21 protein-coding genes are annotated in these 20,063 nt (G+C 70.9%); 16 read left to right on the top strand and 5 right to left on the bottom strand.

Annotated elements, in window-relative coordinates; genetic code table 11:
* Position 1: 1 nt before the first annotated feature.
* The 5 genes from G9Q41_RS18635 (at position 2) to G9Q41_RS18615 (ending at position 3,601) form a co-directional block, all read left to right on the top strand.
* Complete coding sequence (locus G9Q41_RS18635; protein ID WP_165633620.1) at positions 2-385, top strand: DUF1707 domain-containing protein; 384 nt, start codon at positions 2-4, stop codon at positions 383-385.
* Positions 386-430: 45 nt separating this feature from the next.
* Positions 431-1,069: a DUF3558 domain-containing protein gene (locus G9Q41_RS18630; RefSeq protein WP_092527469.1), complete on the top strand. Its 639-nt coding sequence runs from the start codon at positions 431-433 to the stop codon at positions 1,067-1,069.
* Between the two features lie 334 nt (positions 1,070-1,403).
* Positions 1,404-1,787, top strand: a complete 384-nt coding sequence (locus G9Q41_RS18625; protein ID WP_092524046.1) for a hypothetical protein — start codon at positions 1,404-1,406, stop codon at positions 1,785-1,787.
* Between the two features lie 111 nt (positions 1,788-1,898).
* Positions 1,899-2,783, top strand: coding sequence for a PPE domain-containing protein (locus G9Q41_RS18620; protein ID WP_165633621.1), 885 nt, complete (start codon positions 1,899-1,901; stop codon positions 2,781-2,783).
* The gene (locus G9Q41_RS18615) at positions 2,780-3,601 is read left to right on the top strand and encodes an ESX secretion-associated protein EspG (protein ID WP_092524043.1); all 822 of its coding nucleotides are present in this window, start codon (positions 2,780-2,782) and stop codon (positions 3,599-3,601) included. Before G9Q41_RS18620 ends, G9Q41_RS18615 begins: the two co-directional genes overlap by 4 nt.
* A 206-nt stretch (positions 3,602-3,807) precedes the next feature.
* On the opposite strand, the gene glpD is transcribed toward G9Q41_RS18615, so the two are convergent.
* Both glpD and G9Q41_RS18605 read right to left on the bottom strand, forming a co-directional pair.
* A complete protein-coding gene (gene glpD, locus G9Q41_RS18610) occupies positions 3,808-5,547 on the bottom strand; it encodes a glycerol-3-phosphate dehydrogenase (RefSeq protein WP_092524041.1) in 1,740 nt (579 codons plus the stop codon).
* A gap of 145 nt (positions 5,548-5,692) precedes the next feature.
* Positions 5,693-6,481 (bottom strand): DeoR/GlpR family DNA-binding transcription regulator, encoded by a 789-nt coding sequence (locus tag G9Q41_RS18605; RefSeq protein WP_242687642.1) that lies wholly within the window; start codon positions 6,479-6,481, stop codon positions 5,693-5,695.
* Between the two features lie 326 nt (positions 6,482-6,807).
* Here G9Q41_RS18605 and G9Q41_RS18600 point away from each other — a divergent pair, with 326 nt between their 5' ends.
* The 3 genes from G9Q41_RS18600 to G9Q41_RS18590 all read left to right on the top strand — a co-directional run bounded on the left by G9Q41_RS18600 (position 6,808) and on the right by G9Q41_RS18590 (position 9,499).
* A complete protein-coding gene (locus G9Q41_RS18600) occupies positions 6,808-7,551 on the top strand; it encodes an MIP/aquaporin family protein (protein ID WP_092524038.1) in 744 nt (247 codons plus the stop codon).
* Between the two features lie 104 nt (positions 7,552-7,655).
* Positions 7,656-9,161 (top strand): glycerol kinase GlpK, encoded by a 1,506-nt coding sequence (glpK, locus tag G9Q41_RS18595; RefSeq protein ID WP_092524036.1) that lies wholly within the window; start codon positions 7,656-7,658, stop codon positions 9,159-9,161.
* A 131-nt stretch (positions 9,162-9,292) separates the two neighbouring features.
* Positions 9,293-9,499 (top strand): hypothetical protein, encoded by a 207-nt coding sequence (locus tag G9Q41_RS18590; protein WP_092524034.1) that lies wholly within the window; start codon positions 9,293-9,295, stop codon positions 9,497-9,499.
* 332 nt (positions 9,500-9,831) lie between these two features.
* Here G9Q41_RS18590 and G9Q41_RS18585 read toward each other — a convergent pair whose 3' ends face one another.
* Positions 9,832-10,119 carry an acyl-CoA carboxylase subunit epsilon gene (locus G9Q41_RS18585; protein ID WP_092524032.1) on the bottom strand — a complete coding sequence of 96 codons (288 nt, stop codon included), beginning with the start codon at positions 10,117-10,119 and terminating at the stop codon, positions 9,832-9,834.
* 190 nt (positions 10,120-10,309) lie between these two features.
* Positions 10,310-11,947 carry an acyl-CoA carboxylase subunit beta gene (locus G9Q41_RS18580; protein ID WP_165633622.1) on the bottom strand — a complete coding sequence of 546 codons (1,638 nt, stop codon included), beginning with the start codon at positions 11,945-11,947 and terminating at the stop codon, positions 10,310-10,312.
* Between the two features lie 152 nt (positions 11,948-12,099).
* Between G9Q41_RS18580 and G9Q41_RS18575 the strand changes: the two genes are divergently transcribed.
* From G9Q41_RS18575 to G9Q41_RS18540, 8 genes are all read left to right on the top strand, one after another.
* Positions 12,100-12,933, top strand: a complete 834-nt coding sequence (locus G9Q41_RS18575) for a biotin--[acetyl-CoA-carboxylase] ligase (protein ID WP_165633623.1) — start codon at positions 12,100-12,102, stop codon at positions 12,931-12,933.
* A gap of 89 nt (positions 12,934-13,022) precedes the next feature.
* Positions 13,023-13,529 carry a PH domain-containing protein gene (locus G9Q41_RS18570; RefSeq protein WP_092524027.1) on the top strand — a complete coding sequence of 169 codons (507 nt, stop codon included), beginning with the start codon at positions 13,023-13,025 and terminating at the stop codon, positions 13,527-13,529.
* A gap of 59 nt (positions 13,530-13,588) precedes the next feature.
* Positions 13,589-14,539, top strand: a complete 951-nt coding sequence (locus G9Q41_RS18565) for a hydroxymethylglutaryl-CoA lyase (RefSeq protein ID WP_092524025.1) — start codon at positions 13,589-13,591, stop codon at positions 14,537-14,539.
* Complete coding sequence (locus G9Q41_RS18560) at positions 14,536-15,201, top strand: adenosylcobinamide amidohydrolase (protein ID WP_165633624.1); 666 nt, start codon at positions 14,536-14,538, stop codon at positions 15,199-15,201. The genes G9Q41_RS18565 and G9Q41_RS18560 overlap by 4 nt, the downstream gene beginning before the upstream one ends.
* 149 nt (positions 15,202-15,350) lie before the next feature.
* Positions 15,351-15,851, top strand: coding sequence for a YbaB/EbfC family nucleoid-associated protein (locus G9Q41_RS18555; protein WP_165633625.1), 501 nt, complete (start codon positions 15,351-15,353; stop codon positions 15,849-15,851).
* The gene (locus G9Q41_RS18550; RefSeq protein ID WP_165633626.1) at positions 15,848-16,171 is read left to right on the top strand and encodes a hypothetical protein; all 324 of its coding nucleotides are present in this window, start codon (positions 15,848-15,850) and stop codon (positions 16,169-16,171) included. Before G9Q41_RS18555 ends, G9Q41_RS18550 begins: the two co-directional genes overlap by 4 nt.
* 14 nt (positions 16,172-16,185) lie before the next feature.
* Entirely contained in the window at positions 16,186-18,531 is a 2,346-nt protein-coding gene (locus G9Q41_RS18545; protein WP_165633627.1) for a glycohydrolase toxin TNT-related protein, read from the top strand.
* Complete coding sequence (locus G9Q41_RS18540; protein ID WP_092524017.1) at positions 18,528-18,842, top strand: hypothetical protein; 315 nt, start codon at positions 18,528-18,530, stop codon at positions 18,840-18,842. The genes G9Q41_RS18545 and G9Q41_RS18540 overlap by 4 nt, the downstream gene beginning before the upstream one ends.
* 15 nt (positions 18,843-18,857) lie before the next feature.
* Here the strand turns inward: G9Q41_RS18540 and G9Q41_RS18535 are convergent, their stop codons facing one another.
* Positions 18,858-19,637: an inositol monophosphatase family protein gene (locus G9Q41_RS18535; RefSeq protein ID WP_165633628.1), complete on the bottom strand. Its 780-nt coding sequence runs from the start codon at positions 19,635-19,637 to the stop codon at positions 18,858-18,860.
* Between the last annotated feature and the right edge of the window lie 426 nt (positions 19,638-20,063).

Genomic DNA, 20,063 nt, shown 5'->3' with positions numbered 1-20,063 from the left:
CGTGGCCGGGCAGGGCAGCAGGATCCGCATCGGTGACCGGGACCGTGACCGGGCGGTCGCCCTGCTCGGCGAGCACTTCTCGGCCGGGCGGCTGGAGATCGACGAGTTCGACGAGCGCTGTCGACGGGCCACGGCCGCGCTCTACCGGGCGGACGTCGCCGCGTTGTTCTCCGACCTGCCCGAGCCGCACCCGGAGGTGCTGGCCGCCCCGGTCGAGGTGGGCTCCCGGGGTACCGGGGAACGGGTTCCGCGTCGGGTGCGGGCGAGCGTGGTCGGGATCTCGGTCGTGGTGGCCCTGGTCGCTCTGCTCGTGGTCACCAAGCAGGTCTGGATCGTGCTGCCGATGTTCGGCTTCTGGTTCGCCTGGTTCGCCACGCGGAAGTGAGGCGGTTTTCGTGCGCTGTGTACACGGTTGACTACGGTGTACGGCATGCGCGGCCGAATAACCGCTGCCCGGCACTTGCTACCGGGATTGCTCAGTTTGCTGCTCCTGCTCAGCGGGTGCGCCGTTCTGCCGACCCGCAACGCGACGGACAGCGGCCCGGTTCCGCCCGAACCGGTGCCGCTTCCGGAGGCGAGCTCGTCCTCCTTGCCACCGCGGCCGTTCGATCTGCCGTTGCGGGGAGTGGATCCGTGCGGTGTGCTCACCGAGCGGCAACGCGCCGCACTCGGTTTCGACCGGGATCCGCTTCCCGGGGTCGAGGAGGGGTTCGACGACGCGGGGACCTGCAGCTACCGCAACAGCAGGGCGAAGGTGGGGGCGCGGATAGCCCTGATCACGGAGGAGGGCGTCAACGTCTGGACCAGCGACACCGCCCAGGTGAAGGCGACACCGGTGAAGGTGGAGGGGTTCCCCGCCCTGGTGATCCGCACTCCCGGGCTGCGGTTGGCCTGCAACGTGGCTGTCGACGTCGCCGGGGGGCAGCACCTGAGCGTGCTGTACCGCGACGACGGCGCGCAGTCCCCCGCGTCGCTCGACCAGTTGTGCGCGGGAGCGCGCCGGGTGGCCGCGGAAGCGGTGCGCAGCCTGCAGGAGAAGTCCGGAACCGCCACGGACGAGCCCGGCTGAGCACCGGATCCGTCCGAGGCGCCGCGGGGCTTCCGGTCCGCGGGTCGGAGCTCGCCAAAGCGGCCCGGAGCGCGTTGGCCGATTGTCGATTACTCCAAGTGCTCGCAATGGCCCGCGATCGGAGGACTCCTCACACCTCCGTCGAGTTATTAGAGTGTTGCGGCAGCTGCTCGAACACGGCTGTCCGATGTTCGTGGGGTGGTCGCGTGGCGACACCTCTCGTTGCGGTGCAGGGGCGGAGTGGGCGTTTCCTGTGCTGCCCGCACCGAGGCGACGCCCCCGAACACGGCCGACAGCTCGACCGGAAGAGCTCTATCGGGACTGGAGGGAAATCTTGCCGGAGAGTTCCCAGCGGGAAGACGCGGCCGGTTCGCTCTCGTCCACCGAAGCGGCTTCGTTGAGCGGATCCGTGCGCGTCGAGTCCTCAGCGATCCCGGACCTCGTCGAGGCCCTGCAATCCTCATTGGACCGCGTGGGAAAGCAGATCGAGCACGCGATCACCGAACTCCGCATACGTCCCTGGGCCGGCGACCCCGTCAGCACCGGTACGGCGGAGAAGTTCAACGAGCACTCGGTCGGTGGTGATCGGGCCGCGCTCACGGCGTTGTACGGCTATCGCGACAGACTCCAGGCCGCGTCCGACGCGTTGCGGGACGCCGAGGCCCGTTACCGGGACGACGAGGACGCCAACGTGACGCGCATGCGGACGGGGTGTTGATTCCGAGCCGCGCCTGCGCGGCGCCGCTCGGGGCGCGTGCGGTTCGCGCGAGCCCCCGGCTGGGGGTCACCCCACCAGACCCACCAGGCAAGCCGATCCGGGAACCCTCTTATGAGTGATCACCGTTGGCAGGGCTACACCCACGCCGAGTTGTTCGAGATGCTGCACCAGGGCCCCGGGCCGGAGGCCTCCGATCCCCCAGCTCGCCGGTGGAGCGAACTCGGACGGGCTCTGGAGGACATAGACAGCGGCATGACCGCGGCGCTGCGCGCGGCGGCCGAGGGCTGGGAAGGGCGTGCGTCCGAGAGCGCGCGGGCAGCGCTCTCCCCGCTCGGCGAGTGGGCGGGACGGGCGCGGGAAGCCGCGGAGCGGATGCGGAGCTGTTCGGAGCAGCAGGCCGAGTGCGTGGCCAAGGCCCGTGCGGAGATGCCCCCACCCGTCGAGGTGCGCGCGGAGGAGCCCAGCGGGCTCACTTCCGCGCTGGTCCATCTGTTCGGTGGGCAGACCGATTACGAGCAGCAGGAACGTCAGCAGGACGCCGCCGAGCAGCGGGCCTTCGACGTGATGCGGACCTACCAGGCCTCCTCCGAGGCCAACGCGACCTCCCTGGCCTCCTTCGAGCAACCGCCGCAGCTGGTGGTGGACGTTCCCCGGCAGCCGGGTCCGGCGGGAACGTCGATGCGGGACGTGACCATCTCCTGGGGAGCTCTCCCGTCCGGGGGAACGGCTTCCGCGCCGGGAAGCCCCACCGGAGCGGGTGGGAGCCGCTCCCCGGGGCCCGGCCGGGACCCGGGGACCCACTCCTCCGGTGCGACGCGCGGGGACCCCGCCCACGCGCGTGGCGGGCACGCAGGCGGCCGGGTGTCGAGCGGGCGCGCCGGTGACGAGGAGGACGGCGAACCGGTCGTCGAAGTGACGGAAACGGCGGGTGAGGCCGGGCCGTTCGACGAGCAGCGCACCTACGCGCGTCCGGTGATCGGTGGTGACTCCGGTTGATCGACGCGGTGGAGGCAGCGGGCGGGAACGTGCGGGCCGACCCCGTCGAACTGTCCTTTTCGGAGTTGGACGTGCTGCGGGAACACCTCGGGATGGAGCGCCTCCCGCTCGTGCTCAAGGTCCCCTCGCCGGGCAGGACGCACGCCGAGCGTCGTGAGCTGGTCGAGCTGGTGTGGCGCGGTCTGGAGGAGCGCGGGCTGTGCGGTCCCGGAGGGTTGCACGAACGGCTGGAGCGGATGCTGCGGATGCTGGTGGCACCGCGCCACGAGGTCGACGGGCGTTGCTGGTTCGGGCGCAGCGTCCGGGTGCTCGCGGCCGGGAGCGGACGCTCCGAATCGGACGAGGCGGTCGTGGTGACCAAGAGGGACGAAGCGGTTTCGCTGCGCCCCGCGGCTCCGACCGGGCTGGTGCGGGAAGCCGTCTCCGCCGTGCTGCCCGCGGTGCCCGCGGGGGCTGGACGTTCGGTCACGCTGCCCAGCGAGACGTTGGACGCGGCGGCCGCCGAGGCCGCCGACGACCTCCTGCGGCTGCGTGAGTCGCTGCGCTCGCGGGGACTGCGGGACGAGGACGCGGAGACGCTGGCCCGGATGCTCGAGGGAGCACGTTCCCAGGGGCAGTTCGGCGTCGCCGTGCAGCGGCCGCGCTCCGGTCGGCGGAGGGCGGAGCAGGTGGTCGGCTTCTTCGACGCGGAGCGGGGGCGCTACACCCAGCTGCGCGGCGTCTCCCCCTCCGGTGAGTTGTGGACCACCGTGGCCCCGGCGGACCAGCGCGGCCTGATCGGCAGGCTGGAGAGCCTGCTCGGCGAGCTCGAGCAGTGACGGGTCGGGCCGGTTGACGCGGAGCGCGGAGACGCCGCGACGCCTCACCCGAGCGGTCGGCACCGCCGCGGGGGCTTTCCGCGTTGTTCTCGCGAGGAAGGGCAGGCGTGGCGCAGGTGGTCACTCGGCGTCGGGCACCCGGAGCGAGAGCTCGCGGGAGGTTCCGCCGAGCAACCACCTGCGCGGCAGCAGCAGTGAACTCCGAATCAACCCACCGATTCGACGAGCTCGTCCCGCACCTCCGGTGCCGTGCCCCGCGTGGCGTCGGCGGCCTGGTCGTCGGGCTGGTCCTGCGACTCGCGTTCGGCGCGCACGCGCTCGGAGTACTTCTCGACCTCACTGGTGATGCGCTGCTCGTCCCAGCCCAGCTCCGCGCCGATCAGCCGTGCGACCTGGTCGGCGCAGTCGACGCCCCGGTGGGGGTACTCGAACGAGATCCGGGTGCGCCTGGTCAGGACGTCCTCCAGGTGCAGCGCCGCCTCGTTCCGGACCGCGTAGACCACCTCCGCCTTGAGGTAGTTGGGGGCATCGTCGATGGGCTTCAGCAGCTCGGGGTTCTCGTCGCAGAGGGCGAGCACCTCGTGCACCATCGAGCCGTAGCGGTCGAGCAGGTGCCGGACCCGGTAGGGGTGCAGGCCGTGCGCGGCGGCCAGCTGGTCGGCCTGGTTGACCAGCGCGTGGTAACCGTCCGCGCCGAGCAACGGCACCCGGTCCGTGATGGACGAGGCCATGCGCCCCGAGACGTCGTTGCTGACCGCGTCCACCGCGTCCTTGGCCATCACCCGGTAGGTGGTGTACTTGCCGCCGGCGATCGCGATCATGCCGGGGGCCACCCGCGCCACCGCGTGCTCCCTGGAGAGCTTCGAGGTGTCGTCGTTCTCCCCGGCCAGCAGCGGCCGCAGACCGGCGTAGACGCCTTCGATGTCGGAGTGCTGCAGCGGCGTGGCGAGCACGGTGTTGACGTGGTCGAGTATGTAGTCGATGTCCTTCTTGGTCGCCGCGGGGTGGGCGAGGTCCAGGTACCAGTCGGTGTCGGTGGTCCCGATGATCCAGTGGTTGCCCCACGGGATGACGAACAGCACCGACTTCTCGGTGCGTAGGATCATGCCGCTGTCCGCGACGATGCGATCGCGCGGCACGACCACGTGCACGCCCTTGCTCGCGCGCACGCGGAAGTGGCCGCGGCCCCCGGACAGCCGTTGCAGCTCGTCGGTCCAGACACCGGTGGCGTTGATCACCGACTTGGCGCGGACCTCGGTCTCCCTGCCGTCCTCCACGTCGCGCAGCCGCGCACCAGCGATCCTGTCCGCCTCGTGGACGAAGTCGACCACCTGGGTCGAGGTGCGCACCACGGCTCCGTAGCGGGCTGCGGTGCGGGCGACGGTCATGGTGTGCCTGGCGTCGTCGGCCTGCGCGTCGTAGTAGCGCACCGCGCCGATCATGGCGTCGCGCTTGAGGGCGGGAACCATCCGCTGCGCCCCGGCGCGGGTCAGGTGCTTCTGGCCGGGGACGGAACGGGCTCCGCCCATGCGGTCGTAGAGCAGCAGCCCGGCAGCGGTGTAGGGGCGCTCCCAGAACCTGTGGGTCAGCGGGTAGAGGAAGCTCACCGGTTTGACCAGGTGCGGGGCGAGCCGGTTGAGCATCAGCTCGCGCTCGTGCAGCGCCTCGCGGACCAGCGAGAACTCGAGCTGCTCCAGGTAGCGCAGTCCGCCGTGGAAGAGCTTGCTCGAGCGGCTGGAGGTTCCGGCCGCCAGGTCGCGCGCCTCGACCAGCGCCACGCGCAGACCGCGCGTGGCAGCGTCCAGCGCGACTCCGGCCCCGGTGATGCCGCCGCCCACGACGACGACGTCGAACTCCTCCTCACCGAGGCGTCGCCAGTTCTCCTCGTGTTCTTCCGGGCCGAGTTTGGCCTGTCGCTCGGCGGTTCCCGGTTTGTCACTGGACACTTGTGTCCTCCTCGCTCGTTTCGCAGCCCAACCGCCGAAGGCGGAACGCCTCACCGCGAGTGCATCCGACAGCGGTCATGATGCCGGATGAGCACGCGATGCGCGTGGTGTGCGACAGGCGGTTCGCCGGTGCCCGAACGCCGGATCACCCGGATCGCCGCACCGTGGCTCCTCTGTCGCGCAGCGCTTCGACCTCGGTTTCCGGTGTTTTCGAGTCGACGATCACCGTGTCGAAGTGCTCCGCGGGGGCGACCGCGTGCAGTGCGCGTCTGCGGAACTTGGTGTGGTCGACGTAGAGCACACGGCGGCTTGCCGAGGCGAGCATGGCCTTTTTGAGCTGCACCATTTCCTGTTGCGGGTAGAAACAGACACCGTCGGTGACGGCGGAGACGGACATGATCGCGAGGTCTACTCGCATTCCGCGGAGCGCATCCAGCGCCATGCCGCCGACGAAGGCGTCCGCCCAGGGCAGGAAGTCGCCTCCGACGCAGATCAGGTGGATTCCCTGCTGTCCCGCGAGCTCCCCGAACACACCGCGGTGGTTGGTCACCACGGTCAGCGGTGCCCGGTCCGGCAGCAGGCGGGCCAGGTACACCCCGGTGGTCGAGTCGTCGAGCATCAGGGCCTGTCCCGGCTCGACCAGCTCGGCTGCGGACTTGGCCAGCTCGACCTTCTCCGTCTCGTTCTGCTGCATCCGGTACTCGGAAGCCGCTTCGTACAGCAGTGAGGAGGCGGCCGAGACCCATCCCCTGTTGCGATGCACCAGCCCCTGGGACTCCAGCTCGGCCAGATCCCGGTAGACGGTCATCGCGCTGGCTTCCACGGTCGCGATCAGATCGTCGATGCGCAGGGTTCCCTCGGCCATGACCAACTCGGTGATCTTGCGCCTGCGGTCCTGCTGTCGTCCGGACGGGCGCCTGCCCTGCGTGGCCATCGTCATTCCTCTCGCGCCACTCCGGCTACACGGACAGGTGCCATCATCCACCGCCTCCGAAGTGTCCGTCCGCTGTGCGGGCCGGCTCGCGTGATTCGGTGAGTCGTCCCGGACGTCTCAAGTAAACCACCTGAACCGATAAAAACATCAAGCTGGGGTTATTGCAATGTTTATTTTCACAGGTCTAGTGTGACCCAATCTTCAACCGGCAGACACGCGAAGTCTCATGCGGAGGTGGTACCGGCTATGCGGTGGCACACGACACACGAAACTCCCGCTGGGCGGGTTACGGCGCTCGCGGGCAGGCCTGAGAGGGGAGGTCCGCGATGAGTGCGGCAACGATCTTCGTCTTCGAACTGCTCGGCACGGCCACGCTCACCCTGCTCGGCTGCGGCGTAGTCGCGAACGTGACCCTGAGTCGAACTCTCGGCAGCAACGGTGGTTGGTTGCTGGTCAACTTCGGCTGGGGCTTCGCGGTCTTCGCGGGTGCGAGCATCGCCGCCCCGACGGGCGCCCACATCAACCCCGCCGTGACCATCGGGATGGCCGTGAACGGCCAGCTCGAGTGGTCCGAGGTGCCGATCTACCTCGTCGCGCAGGTGCTCGGCGGTCTGCTCGGCGCGGTCGTGTGCTGGCTGGCCTACAAGCTGCAGTTCGACACGCACGACGACCCGGCGAACACGCTCGGGATCTTCGCCACGGGTCCCACCGTCCGCAACGGCGCGTGGAACCTCCTCACGGAGATCATCGGTACCTTCGTGCTGGTGCTGTGGATCCTGCTCAGCCCGGGGGCCTCCACCGGAGCGAACGGGATCCCCGACTTCGGCAACGCCGCTCTCGGCTACGCGGGCGTGGCCTTCGTCGTGATCGGAATCGGGAGCTCGCTCGGCGGGCCCACGGGGTACGCGATCAACCCGGCTCGTGATCTCGGGCCGCGCATCGCCTACGCCTTGCTGCCGATCCGGGGCAAGGGCGCCGCGGACTGGGGCTACGCCTGGGTGCCGATCGTCGGCCCGCTGGTCGGCGGTGCGCTCGCCGGTGCGCTCGCGCTGGCGCTGCCGGCCACCTGAAAAACCCGGCGGATACGTTCTGCCCGCAGGGCGTGTAGCGGGCATTCTCGAAACAGACACTCCCGTATCCGTCCAACGAACGTGCGGATTGGAAGGTAGCGAACATGGGTTCCTACATCGCATCCATCGATCAAGGGACCACCTCGACCCGGTGCATCATCTTCAACCACGCGGGCCAGGTGGTCTCGGTCGATCAGGTCGAGCACCAGCAGATCATGCCCAAGGCCGGGTGGGTCGAGCACGACCCGATGGAGATCTGGACCAACACCAGGCAGGTTTGCGCCGGGGCGCTCGCCAAGGCCGACCTGGTGCTGTCCGAGGTGGCGGCGGTCGGCATCACGAACCAGCGGGAAACCACCGTGGTGTGGGACCGCAAGACCGGCGAGCCCGTGTACAACGCGATCGTGTGGCAGGACACCCGCACCGACGAGATCGTGAGCCAGCTCGCCCAGGGAGAGGGAGGTCAGAGCCGGTACCAGTCCCGGACCGGACTCCCGCTGGCGACCTACTTCTCCGGGCCCAAGATCCGCTGGATCCTGGACAACGTGGACGGAGCGCGGGACAGGGCCGAACGCGGGGAGCTGATGTTCGGCACCATGGACACCTGGGTGCTGTGGAACTCCACCGGCGGCACCGATGGCGGGTTGCACGTCACGGACCCGACCAACGCCTCCCGCACCATGCTGATGAACCTGCACACCCTGACCTGGGACGAGGACATCTGCGCCGAGTTCGGCATCCCCATGTCGATGCTGCCCGAGATCCGCTCCTCCTCCGAGGTGTACGCCCACTTCAGGCAGCGCGGCGTGCTCGGCGGCCTGCCGATCTCCGGCATCCTCGGCGACCAGCAGGCAGCCACCTTCGGGCAGGCGTGCCTGACCCCCGGGGAGGCCAAGAACACCTACGGCACGGGCAACTTCCTGCTGCTCAACACGGGAACCGAGCCGGTGCTCAGCCAGAACGGCCTGGTCACCACGGTCGGCTACAAGATCGACGATCAGCCCACCGTGTACTGCCTGGAGGGCTCCATCGCCGTCACCGGCTCGCTCGTGCAGTGGCTGCGGGACAACCTCGGCCTGATCGGCAGCGCGCCCGAGGTCGAACAGGTGGCCTCCGAGGTCGAGGACAACGGCGGGGCCTACTTCGTCCCGGCCTTCTCCGGGCTGTTCGCCCCGCACTGGCGCGCGGACGCGCGCGGCGTGATCGCGGGGCTGACCAGGTTCGTCAACCGAGGACACCTGGCCCGCGCCGTGCTGGAGTCGACCGCCTTCCAGACCCGCGAGGTCGCCGAGGCGATGAACGCGGACTCCGGGGTGGACCTGAAGGCGCTCAAGGTGGACGGCGGCATGGTCAACAACGAGTTGTTGATGCAGTTCCAGTCCGACATCCTCGGCGTGTCGGTGATCCGCCCCACGGTCAACGAGACCACGGCGTTGGGCGCGGCCTACGCGGCCGGACTCGCGGTCGGCTTCTGGTCCGGGGAGAAGGACATCCGCGCGAACTGGGCCGAGGACAAGGTCTGGGAGCCGAAGATGACCGAGCAGGCTCGTGAACAGCAGTACCACGAGTGGCAGAAGGCCGTGACCAAGACCTTCGGCTGGGTCGAGTAGCAGCTCGGCGGGAACGCCCCGGTCTCCGCGAGGGGGCGGGGCGCAGTCCCTCCTCCCCGCCCGGAGCGGTACGTTTCGCGCGAAACTGTAGGACTCGGGTGCGGTGGAGCACCTCTGCGAGGTGGGCGGGCATGACCGAGAAGCGATCCGTGGACTTCTCCCGAGGTCCGAACACGGTGTGTTTCACCTGCGGCGGCTTCCGCAAGGTCAGCGAACCGCGGCTGTACGTGATCCAGGCGACCGAGGACACCAGAGCCGGAATGACCCTCGGTGAGTGGCGGGACTGCCCCGACTGCCGTGGGGGCGGACTGTTGCCCGGGATCAGACCGCCGGTTTAAGAGAGTGCGCGGACTTGGTCTGCGTGGGTGGTTCCGTGGCGGAACCTCAGTCGGCGCCCGGCTCCGGGTGCCCGACATCGAGTAGCCACCTACGCCACGTCGGGCCTTCCTCGCCGGGCACTCGACTGAGAACCCGCGGCAGTGCCGGTTGCGTAGGCTCGAAAGCACCTGCGTTGAATGGATCCTTTGGTCGGAACTCCCGGTTGGGAGTTCGGCGGTGCCGACTGCTCGGGCTCGAAAGCGCTCACGTTGAGCGGCGCCCTTCTGCTGGAAGTTCCCGGCGGAAGTGCGGCGGCGGGCGGGTGGTGCCGCGACCCCCGCCCGCCCGCGGGTCACATCGGCAGGGCGGAAGCCCGCCACGCGTTGGGCCCGGGACGCAGCGGCCTGCGCCCACCCGGGTAGCGCAGCGCGGCGGCCCGATCCGCCCACATCGACATGCGGGCGGGCCGCTCCGGAGACGCGGGGGCCGACTTCGCCAGGCCGACGAGCGCGGCCGTCAGCGCGGCGATCTCGGCCTCGTCCGGGTTGCCCCGCTCCACCCGCAGCAGCGGCTGCGCGTCCGTCTCCGCGGGCGCCGCGCAGTCCGCGGCTTCGTGCTCGGCACCACTGTCGTCTTGCATCGTCTACCTCCGTACGGCGGGGCCGCCCCTGGAAGGACCGCTCACCCCGGTCGGCTGATCGTCGAGGCGGGCGCGGGCAACGCCATCGTCCCCTCCCGGAAGTCCCCGGGCCACCGCGCTCGCCTGGGAACGCGGTGGCCCGGACCGGTCGGCGGTGCCCGTCGTCCCGAACTCCGCGGGCGAGCACCGGTCACAGCGGGATGTTGCCGTGCTTCTTCGCGGGGATCGACTCCTTCTTGTTGCGCAGCATCCGCAGCGAGCGCGCCAGGTGTCCCCGCGTGTGCGAGGGGGGAATGACCGAGTCCACGTACCCGCGCTCCGCGGAGACGTAGGGGTTGCACAGCGTGTCCTCGTACTCCTGCTGGAGCCCGGCCCGCACCGCCTCGACGTCGTCGCCGCGCTCGGCTGCCTCGGACAGCTGGCGCCGGTAGAGGATGTTGGTCGCCCCCTGCGCCCCCATGACCGCGATCTGGGCGGTGGGCCAGGCGAGGTTGACGTCGGCACCGAGGTGCTTGGACCCCATCACGTCGTAGGCGCCGCCGTAAGCCTTGCGAGTGATCACGGTGGCCAGCGGCACGGTGGCCTCGGCGTAGGCGTAGAGCAGCTTGGCCCCGTGCCGGATGATCCCGTTCCACTCCTGGTCGGTACCGGGCAGGAAACCGGGAACGTCGACGAAGGTCACCACGGGGATGTTGAACGAGTCGCAGGTGCGGACGAACCGGGCGGCCTTGTCGCTGGCGTCGATGTCCAGGGTCCCGGCCAGCTGGGTCGGCTGGTTGGCGACGATGCCGACGCTGTGCCCCTCGATGCGTCCGTAGCCGACGACGATGTTCGGCGCGAACATCCGGGAGACCTCGCAGAACTCGCCGTCGTCCAGCACCCGGTTGATGACCTCGTGGATGTCGTAGGGCTGGTTCGGGGAGTCGGGGATCAGGGTGTCCAGCTCCCGGTCGGCGTCGGTGAGGCCCTCGAGCACGGACCCCTGCTCGGCCGGGGTGTCCAGCACCGGCGGCTCGGCGAGGTTGTTCGACGGCAGGAAGGACAGCAGCTCCTGCACGTAGGAGATCGCGTCCTGCTCGTCGGAGGCCATGTAGTGCGCGTTGCCGGACCTGGAGTTGTGCGAGTGCGCACCCCCCAGCTCCTCGAAGCTGACGTCCTCACCGGTGACGGTCTTGATCACGTCGGGGCCGGTGATGAACATGTGCGAGGTCTCGTTGACCATGACCGTGAAGTCGGTGATCGCGGGCGAGTACACCGCGCCGCCCGCGCAGGGGCCCATGATCAGCGAGATCTGCGGGATGACCCCGGAGGCGTGCGTGTTGCGCTTGAAGATCTCCGCGTAGAGTCCCAGCGCGGCGACGCCCTCCTGGATGCGCGCCCCGCCGGAGTCGTTGATGCCGATCAGCGGGCACCCCGTTTTGAGCGCCAGGTCCATGACCTTGACGATCTTCTCGCCGAACACCTCGCCGAGCGAACCGCCGAACACGGTGAAGTCCTGCGAGAACACGCACACCTGGCGGCCGTCCACGGTTCCGTATCCGGTCACCACCCCGTCGCCGTACGGGCGGGAGGCGTCCATGCCGAAGTTCGTCGAACGGTGCCGGGCGTGCTCGTCCAGCTCGATGAACGATCCCTCGTCCAGCAGCATGTCGATCCGCTCGCGCGCGGTTTGCTTGCCCTTGGCGTGCTGCTTCTCCACCGCGCGCTCGGAACCGGCGTGCACTGCCTCGTAGTTCCGCTGGTACAGGTCGGCCAACTTCCCGGCCGTGGTGTGGATGTCCGGTTCGCCGGTGGGTGGCTCCCCGATCGGTTCGGTCGCACTGCTCATGCCAGGCAGCCTAGCCACGCCTCGCGAAGGACCACGAACAGGTGGTCGGTGACGCGCCTCACCCGGTCCGGTGAGGCCCAACCGCGCGGGGGCCGACTTCGGACGGGAGGTGACCCGACCGGCTGCGTGCGCGCACCGCATAGTCTGGGCGCATGAACACCCCGCCCCCGTTGGACGCCGAGACCCTGCGTGCGCGTCTGGTCGACGACGGCCCGTACAGCGCCCTCGACGTGGTGACCGTTACCGGTTCGACGAACACCGACCTGATCGCCGCGGCCAACGCCGGTTCGGCGGACCGGACCGTGCTGATCGCCGAGGAGCAGCAGGCGGGGCGGGGGCGGATGAGCAGGTCCTGGGTCTCGCCGCGGCACTACGGCCTGCACGTGAGCGTGCTGCTGCGTCCCGTGGTGACCGCGCGCTCGGCGCTGTCGTGGATACCGCTGCTCGCGGGCACGGCGCTGGGCGAGACCGTGCGCGAGGCCACCGGCCTGGAGGCCGTGCTGAAGTGGCCCAACGACATGCTGCTCGACAGCGAGCGCAAGGCGGCGGGGATCCTGGCCGACGTGGTGTCCACGCTGGACGGAATGGCCGTGGTGCTCGGCATCGGGGTCAACGTGCACCACGACGCCGCCGATCTTCCCGCCGGTGCCGGTGGTCTGCCCGCCACCTCCCTGGCGGCCGAGGGGGTGCGGGTCGACCGGGGGGAGCTGCTGTCCCGGCTGCTGGAGCGGCTCTCCGAGACGGAGGCGCAGTGGCGCGCGGGCGATCCCGGAACCGCGGTGGACTCCCGGCTGCTGGAGCGCTACCGGAGCCTGTGCACGACGCTCGGCAGGCGGGTGCGGGTGGAGTTCGGCGGTGACCGGGTTCTGGAGGGCACGGCTCGCGACATCGACGAGCACGGCAGGCTCGTGGTGCGCGGGCGGGACGGCAAGCGGATCCCGGTGTCGGCGGGCGACGTGGTCCATCTGCGCTCGGCCGAGCGGTGAGCCCCGCCCGTACGGGTGCGCGGGAGGGTGGGGAGGTCGACTACCGGTACGGTGATCGATACTCGCGGCTGACCCGAAGGGGGTAATCCATGGCCTACCCTGACGATCTCCTCGGCGAGGGTGAACACGTGCTGCTGCACCGGCACCCGCACTGGCGAATGCTGATCCGGCCGTTGCTCGTGCTGCTCGTCGTCGGTGTCGGCGGCGGGTATCTCGCCGTGCTCGCCGCCTCCAGCTCGTGGCGGACCCCGCTGTGGGGCGCGCTCGGGGTGATCGGCGGAGTGCTGTTGATCTGGCTGTTCCTGACTCCCCTGCTGCGCTGGTGGACGACCCACTTCGTCGTCACCAGCCAGCGGTTGATGGTCCGCGAGGGCGTGCTCACCCGGTCCGGGGTGCACATCCCGGTGGACCGGATCAACAGCGTCCGCTCCCGCCGCGGACTGATCGACCGCCTGCTGGGCAGCGGGACGTTGATCGTCGAGTCGGCCTCGGACGAGCCGCTGGAGTTCGACGACATATCCGACGTCGACCGGGTGCAGTCGTTGCTCTACGGCACGTTCGACGAGGACTCGGAAGGGCAACACCCCGCCGGTTGACCCCGCCGGTCGAACTGTCGGGACGAGGACCGCCGACCACCGATGGAAGGAAATTTGTGATGGGTGTGCGCGAGATCGGACTGCCGGAAGTGACGCGCTCGCCGGAAAGTCCCGAACTTCCGGAGAAGGTGACGATCTGGGAGGTCGGTCCCCGGGACGGTCTGCAGAACGAGAGCGAGGTCGTTCCCACGGCGGTGAAGCTCGAGTTCGTCAACCGGCTCAACGCCGCGGGGCTGCCGGTCGTCGAGACCACGAGCTTCGTCCACCCGAAGTGGGTGCCGCAGCTGTCCGACGCCGCCGAGGTCCTCGACGGGCTGGCGCGCAAGCCGGGAGTGCGCTACCCGGCGCTGGTGCCCAACGAGCGCGGTCTGGAGCGGGCGCTGAGCGCGGGGGTCGAGGACGTGGCGGTCTTCGCCTCGGCCACGGAGAGCTTCGCGGAGCGCAACCTCAACAGCAGCTTCGACCAGCAGTTCGCCGCGTTCCGCCCCGTGGTGCGCAAGGCCCTGGAGGCAGGCGTGCGGGTGCGCGGCTATCTGTCCATGGTCTTCGGCGACCCGTGGGAGGGGCAGGTCTCCGCGGAGCGGGTGGTCTCCGCGGGCAGGCGCCTGCTGGAGATGGGCTGTGACCAGATCTCGCTCGGCGACACCATCGGAGTGGCCACGCCGGGCCAGGTGGAGGCGGTGCTGCGTGCCTTCCGCGCCGCCGATGTCCCGATCGGACGGATCGGGGTGCACTTCCACGACACCTACGGGCAGGCGCTGGCCAACACCTACGCGGCGCTGCGCATGGGCGTGAGCACCGTGGACTCCTCCGCGGGAGGACTCGGTGGGTGCCCCTACGCGGGTTCGGCCACCGGCAACCTCGCCACCGAGGACCTGGTGTGGATGCTGCAGGGCCTGGGCATCGAGCACGGGGTTGACCTGAAGATGCTGGTCGACACCAGCACCTGGATGGGCGAGCAGCTCGGCAAACCCAGCCCCTCGCCGGTGGTGAAGGCGCTCGCGCGGTGACCCCGGCGGAGTGGGCTTCCCTCCCGGAGGCCGTCGTCCGCACCGTTCGGGGCGGTCCGCTGCTGCTGTGGGAGTTCCGACGGCCGTGGTTGGCGGTTTCCTCCGCCGTGCACGGGGGTGGGCTGGGCCTGCGCCACTGGGTGGTCAACGCCACCGTGCCCAGCGGGTACGATCGCTCCGATCCCGAGCTGCATGTCGCCGAGCTCGCGGAGGAGCTGGAGTTGAGCGGGCAGGGGAGCGGATTGCTGACCGCCGTGGACGTGGGCCACGCGGCCACCGCCACCGATTCCGGGGTGCGGGCGAGCGTGACCACCGGAGTGGGGCATCCGGTCTGGGCCGCCCACGAGGGCGCGCGGACCGAGCACCTCGTCCGGCACGCGCCCGGGACCATAAACGCGGTGTGCTTCTCCCCGGTCCGGCTGGAGGAGTCGGCGCTGGTCAACCTCGTAGCCACTGTGGCCGAGGCCAAGGCTCAGGCGCTGGTCGAGGCGGGCGTTCCGGGAACGGGAACCTGCACGGACGCTACCGTGGTGGCGTGTCCCGTCGACGGCGCGGCCGAACCGTACGGCGGGCCCCGCTCCGTGGTCGGGGCCCCGCTCGCCCGGGCCGTGCACAGCGCGGTGACCGCGGGGCTGCGCGTGCGGGATCCCCGCGACCGGTGAGGCTTCTCCGGAACGGCGGCGGATCGGGTGTCCGCGGGAGCGGAACCGTTCCGGGCTTCGGAACGTCCGAGCTTCGCGAGCGTCCCCGTCGGGGCCGGGTGCTTCCCGCCGTGCGCGTGCGGCGGGGCAGGAGAGCGGAAGGAAGGTGAGTGTCCGTGGCCGTCGAGGACCGGGCGCGGGTCGAGGAGCTGGTCGCCGAGTACCGGCGCAGCCGCGAGCGGACTTCCGCGCTGCGGGACGAGTTGGAGGCCATGGAGGAGACGGTCACCAGCGAGCGCGGGGCCGTCTCTGTGACCGTCGGCTCCGCCGGCGCCCTCCGGGACCTGCGACTGTCCGAACAGGCCTATCAGCAGCACCGACCCGCGGAGCTGGCCGAACTCATCGTGCGGCTTTCCGGGACGGCCGCGGACAGGGTGGCCCGGCGAGCAGAGGAGGCCGTGGGCGAAGTGCTGCCCGCGGGAGCCGACCCGGTCGCGCTGTGCGGTGGGCGGCGGCAGGGCGACGACGAGCAAGCCTCGCGGAGTGCGCCTTCGACCGGAGCGACGGCGGGCTCGGCGGCGGGCGACGACGAGCAGTGGGACGAGGAGGAGCCGTACGAGCAGTGCGGTTGGTTGCGGAGCTGGGGGCCAGAGGAACGAGGTGGGCGATGAGCGGATTTCGTGGTGACCCCCGGCGACTCACCGAGCAGGCCGGTGCCTTCGGCGAGCACGCGGCGGAGGCGGAACGCACCGCAGCGAAGCTGCGTGACGCGCTCGAGAGCACCCGGGGCTGCTGGGGAACCGACGAGGTGGGCGAGCGGTTCGCGGACCTGCACCTTCCCGGAGCGCAGCGGGCTCTGGTCGCTCTCGAAGAGCTGCCCGCGCGTCTCGGGGAGTTGGGAACGAAGTTCTCGGAGACCGCGGAAACCTACCGCAGGGTCGACGACGCGGCCGCCGAGCGGGTGGACGGTGTCGACGGCGGTCAGCGCTGACGGGAGTGAGTCGATTGGGAATCGAACTGCCCGCGGAGCTGCGGGAAGTCGCCCGGCGCACCGGAACCCACTGGCCGGAGGCGGATGAGGACGCGATGCGTGCCGCGGCGCGGGCCTGGCGCGATGCGGCGGAGTCCGTGGGCGGGCTCGCGCGCGCTTCGGACGCCTCCGCGCAGCGGGCGCTGGCCGCGGTCGAGGGCGAAGCGGGCCGGGCGGCCCGCCGCGAGTGGGACGAGTTCATCGAGCCGGAGTCCGGTCACCTGCCGGTTTGCGTGCGCGAGTGCACGGCGGCCGCCGACCGGTTGGAGCACGCCGCCGCGCAGGTCGGGGCGGCCAAGGTCAGGATAGTTCGGGAGCTGGTCACGCTGGCCAAGCAGCTCGACGCGGCCGAGTCCGCGGCCGCTACCGGCAATCAGGCCTCCGGGGCGGAGACGGAAACTCTCGTCCGGGCCACGGCCGCCAACGTGGCCGAGCTCGACCGCACCCTGGCCGCCGCGGTGGACGGCGGCTCGGGCGTCACGGTCGAGGGAGCGGACTCCCCGGTGTCGGGTGTTGCCGCGGAGGCGCGGTCCTCCTCGGCAGCGGTGGTGCCGGATTCCTCCGCTGCGGGGGGTGCTCCCGCGAGCTCGGGCGTGTCCGGGGTCCCCGGTCTGTCCGAAGTGGTCGGCGGTCCCGCTGTCTCCGGTGCGTCCGAAGCGGTCGGCGCGTCCGAGGTCTCCGAAGTCGTGCATCGGGAGGGGGAGCTGCCCCCGGAGGAGCAACCGCCCGGTCCGGAGCGGGCCGGAGAGGGCGAGGAGCCCGGCGGGAACGCGAGCATCGCGGAGAAGCTGTTCACCCGGCAGCCCCCGGAAGTCACCCCGGAACCAACCGCGACGGCAGACTCCTCCGCACCGGAGGGCCCTTCCGGCGGGCAGCCCGGCAGCGGAGAATCCGACCGGGAGTCGACGGGACCGGTCGCGGCCGAGACGGTCCGGAAGGCCTCCGAAAGCGCGGGGAACGGTGTCACGGACACCTCCGGAACCGGGCCGATCCCCGCCGGCGGCGGAAGTGGTGGAACGGGCGCGGACGGGCGAGATCCGGCGACCGCTCCGCAGGCCGTGCACCAGGCCTGGGCGGGCGATGCGGGAGGAGGGAATCAGCCCTTCCCGCAAGGAGCGGGGGCCGGTGGCTCGGCCGGGCCGTTCCCCCAGACGCAGCAGCCGGGCCCGGCGGGCCAGTACGTTCGTCCGGAGCAGCAGCCGCCCCCCGGAGGCGCCCGGCCGCAGCAGCCCGGTGCTCCGGCCCAGGGAGCGGGCCCTCTCGGCGCGGGGCGCCCTCCGGCGCCCGCCGCGGGAAACCCGGGGTACGGCGGTGCGGCCCCGCCCGGAGGCTCGGCACAACCACCTCGCGGGGCCGGCGGGAGCCAGTATTCCGGGGCGGCCCAGCCGGGGAACCCACCGGTCGGTCCGGCGGTCCGCGGTGCTCACCCCGGCGCTGCGGGTGGCGGAGGAGTGCCGCAGCCCCCGGCGCAGCAACCACCGGCGCAGCAGCCAGGGGACGGCAGGCGTCCACTGCGCAACAACGAGCGGGACTCGGCCGTGGTCGCCTTCGTGCTGCACCAGTTCCCCATCGGACACATGCCGGTCTCCAGCGGGCGACCGAGCGAGCAGTGGTCCGGAACGGGCGGGGCGACCGAGTCGGCCCCGGCGGGCTTCCCGCCGGGAGACCACCCCAGTTCCCACCTCGTCGAGCGGGCGACGTTCGCCCCGGGAGGCGACCACCTCGCGGAAGCCGGACGGCAGCCCGGAGCGGTACCGGAGACGACGACGCGCTCGATGCCGGAAGAACTGCTCGAGGACTACGACCCGCTCGGGACCGACCCGGGGCTGAGCGAGTACGAGTGGGAGCTCCGCTACTGCCCGCGGGCCACTTCGGACACAGGTGGCCACTACGACTGGCCCGCGCGGCACGGCTACCCCGACAACGTGGTCGAGGAGGGCGAGCCCGTGGTCCTGGAACCGGGGACCGTGCTCGACCGGCTCGGCGAGGAGCACGGCAGAGTGCTCGCCCCCGCGGGTACTTCTTTCGCGGCCCGTGCGCTGCCCCCCGAGTTCCGGCTGCGTTCCTACCGGCGCTACCGCGTCACCCGCGCGCTGCCGGTGTGGCGGGGACTGTCCGTGTCTTGGTTCGAACAGCCCGGAGGTGGGGTGCGGTACCGTGCCACCCACCCCGTCGTCGAACTGGTCGCCTCCGGAGCGCTGCTCGAACTCGACGACGAGCGGGAACCCGCCGAGCAGGACAGCGCGGAGAGCACCGTGCGACTCCGTCCGGAGGCAGTGGGCGGCGACTCGGCGGAGGAACCGAATCGGGAGGCCGGATGAACACCGAATCGTTGGCGGGCTGGCTGGAGTCGATGGGGGTGCCGCCGCAGGTGGTGTCCCTGGGAGCCGAGGCGGAGGACGCGTGGTGCCTGCTGCGCACCGACTCCGGAGGGCAGCAGGTTTGGGACGTCTTCTGGCGCGAGCAGGGCAACCGCTACGACTGGGCGCGGTTCACCTCCGAACAGGTGGCCTGCTTCTACCTGTTCGGGCGGTTGACCTGGACCCAGGCGCTGCGCGGTGCCGTGGGCCAGCTCGACACCGGCAGCACCCCGCCGAAGGGCTTCCGGATGCCGGAGGCGTCCGACTCCTGACGGCGCGGGCGCCGGTCAGCCGCCCAGCAGCTCCAGCGCTTCACGGTGCACGGCACCGTTCGAGGTCAGCGCCTCGCCGCCGTCGAAGCGCCGCTGCCCGGACAGGTCGGTGAGGCTGCCTCCGGCCTCCTCGACGAGGATCTGGACGGCGGCCAGGTCCCACTCGTTCGCCAGCGGCTCGGCGGCCAGATCGATCGCTCCCTCGGCGACCAGGCAGTGCTGCCAGAAGTCCCCGAAGGCCCGGCTCTCCCAGCAGGCGTCCACCAGCCGGAGGTATTCGGCGCGCAGTTCCCGCTCCGTCCAACTGCCCAGGTGGGTGGTGGACAGGTAGGAGTCGGCCAGCTCGGACACCCCGGAGACGTTGATCCGCTCGGCGGCACCGTCCGCGCCGATCCGCCGGTACGCGCCCCCGCCGGCGGAGGCCCACCAGCGGCGGTGCAGGGCCGGAGCGCTGACGACTCCCGCGACCGGCGAGCCGTCCTCGACGAGAGCCGTCAGCGTCGCCCAGACGGGCAAGCCGCGCAGGAAGTTCTTGGTCCCGTCGATCGGGTCGATGATCCAGAAGCGCCCCTTGGTGAGGTCCCCGCCGCGCTCCTCGCCGACGACGAGGTCGTCCGGGCGGTGCTCGGCCAGCTCGGCCCGCACCGCGTCCTCGACCGCCAGGTCCGCGTCGGTCACGGGGGTCCGGTCGGGCTTGCTGTTCACGCGCAGGTCCGCGGAGCGGAAGCGCGCACCGGTGATGGCGTCCGCGCGGTCGGAGAGGAGGTGGGCCAAGGAGAGATCAGGTGTGCTCACAGCAGTAGCTTAGTAGGACTTCGTCGGTTCCCTCTGCGTGGCGGTGCGGGTGGCGGAACCTCAGTCGGCGCCCGGCTCCGGGTGCCCGACATCGAGTAGCCACCTACGCCACGTCGGGCCTTCCTCGCCGGGCACTCGACTGAGAACCCGCGGCGGTGCCAACTGCGCAGGCTCAAAGCGCTCGCGTTGGAGCGACAGGCTTTCCGAGGACTCAGGTTTTCCGGGAACTCGAGTTGCGCGGCTGGTCGGTTAGCCGGCACGTGAGTCGGCGCCTTGCTGTGTTGGGCCGCTCTTGAGTAGCGACCTACGCGGCGAGCGGCCCGGCCGTGCAATGCATCCGACTCACGCACCGGAGCTTCTCCTCCTGGTCAGGCTCAAAGCGCCTGCGTTGGAGCGACAGGCTTCTCGGGGACTCGCTTGTCGTGG

This window comes from Actinopolyspora sp. BKK2 (genome assembly GCF_011291845.1).
GTDB lineage: Bacteria > Actinomycetota > Actinomycetes > Mycobacteriales > Pseudonocardiaceae > Actinopolyspora > Actinopolyspora saharensis.
This window is presented reverse-complemented; position numbering and strand designations above follow the sequence as displayed.

Excerpts from the sequence above, each read along its gene's own strand:
- G9Q41_RS18550 (WP_165633626.1), top strand. The coding sequence starts at position 15,848 with ATGAGCGGATTTCGTGGTGACCCCCGGCGACTCACCGAGCAGGCCGGT.
- G9Q41_RS18585 (WP_092524032.1), bottom strand. The coding sequence starts at position 10,119 with ATGCAAGACGACAGTGGTGCCGAGCACGAAGCCGCGGACTGCGCGGCG.
- G9Q41_RS18575 (WP_165633623.1), top strand. The coding sequence starts at position 12,100 with ATGAACACCCCGCCCCCGTTGGACGCCGAGACCCTGCGTGCGCGTCTG.
- glpK (WP_092524036.1), top strand. The coding sequence starts at position 7,656 with ATGGGTTCCTACATCGCATCCATCGATCAAGGGACCACCTCGACCCGG.
- G9Q41_RS18540 (WP_092524017.1), top strand. The coding sequence starts at position 18,528 with ATGAACACCGAATCGTTGGCGGGCTGGCTGGAGTCGATGGGGGTGCCG.
- G9Q41_RS18630 (WP_092527469.1), top strand. The coding sequence starts at position 431 with ATGCGCGGCCGAATAACCGCTGCCCGGCACTTGCTACCGGGATTGCTC.
- G9Q41_RS18605 (WP_242687642.1), bottom strand. The coding sequence starts at position 6,481 with ATGGCCACGCAGGGCAGGCGCCCGTCCGGACGACAGCAGGACCGCAGG.
- G9Q41_RS18565 (WP_092524025.1), top strand. The coding sequence starts at position 13,589 with ATGGGTGTGCGCGAGATCGGACTGCCGGAAGTGACGCGCTCGCCGGAA.
- G9Q41_RS18590 (WP_092524034.1), top strand. The coding sequence starts at position 9,293 with ATGACCGAGAAGCGATCCGTGGACTTCTCCCGAGGTCCGAACACGGTG.
- G9Q41_RS18620 (WP_165633621.1), top strand. The coding sequence starts at position 1,899 with ATGAGTGATCACCGTTGGCAGGGCTACACCCACGCCGAGTTGTTCGAG.
- G9Q41_RS18580 (WP_165633622.1), bottom strand. The coding sequence starts at position 11,947 with ATGAGCAGTGCGACCGAACCGATCGGGGAGCCACCCACCGGCGAACCG.
- G9Q41_RS18570 (WP_092524027.1), top strand. The coding sequence starts at position 13,023 with ATGGCCTACCCTGACGATCTCCTCGGCGAGGGTGAACACGTGCTGCTG.
- G9Q41_RS18600 (WP_092524038.1), top strand. The coding sequence starts at position 6,808 with ATGAGTGCGGCAACGATCTTCGTCTTCGAACTGCTCGGCACGGCCACG.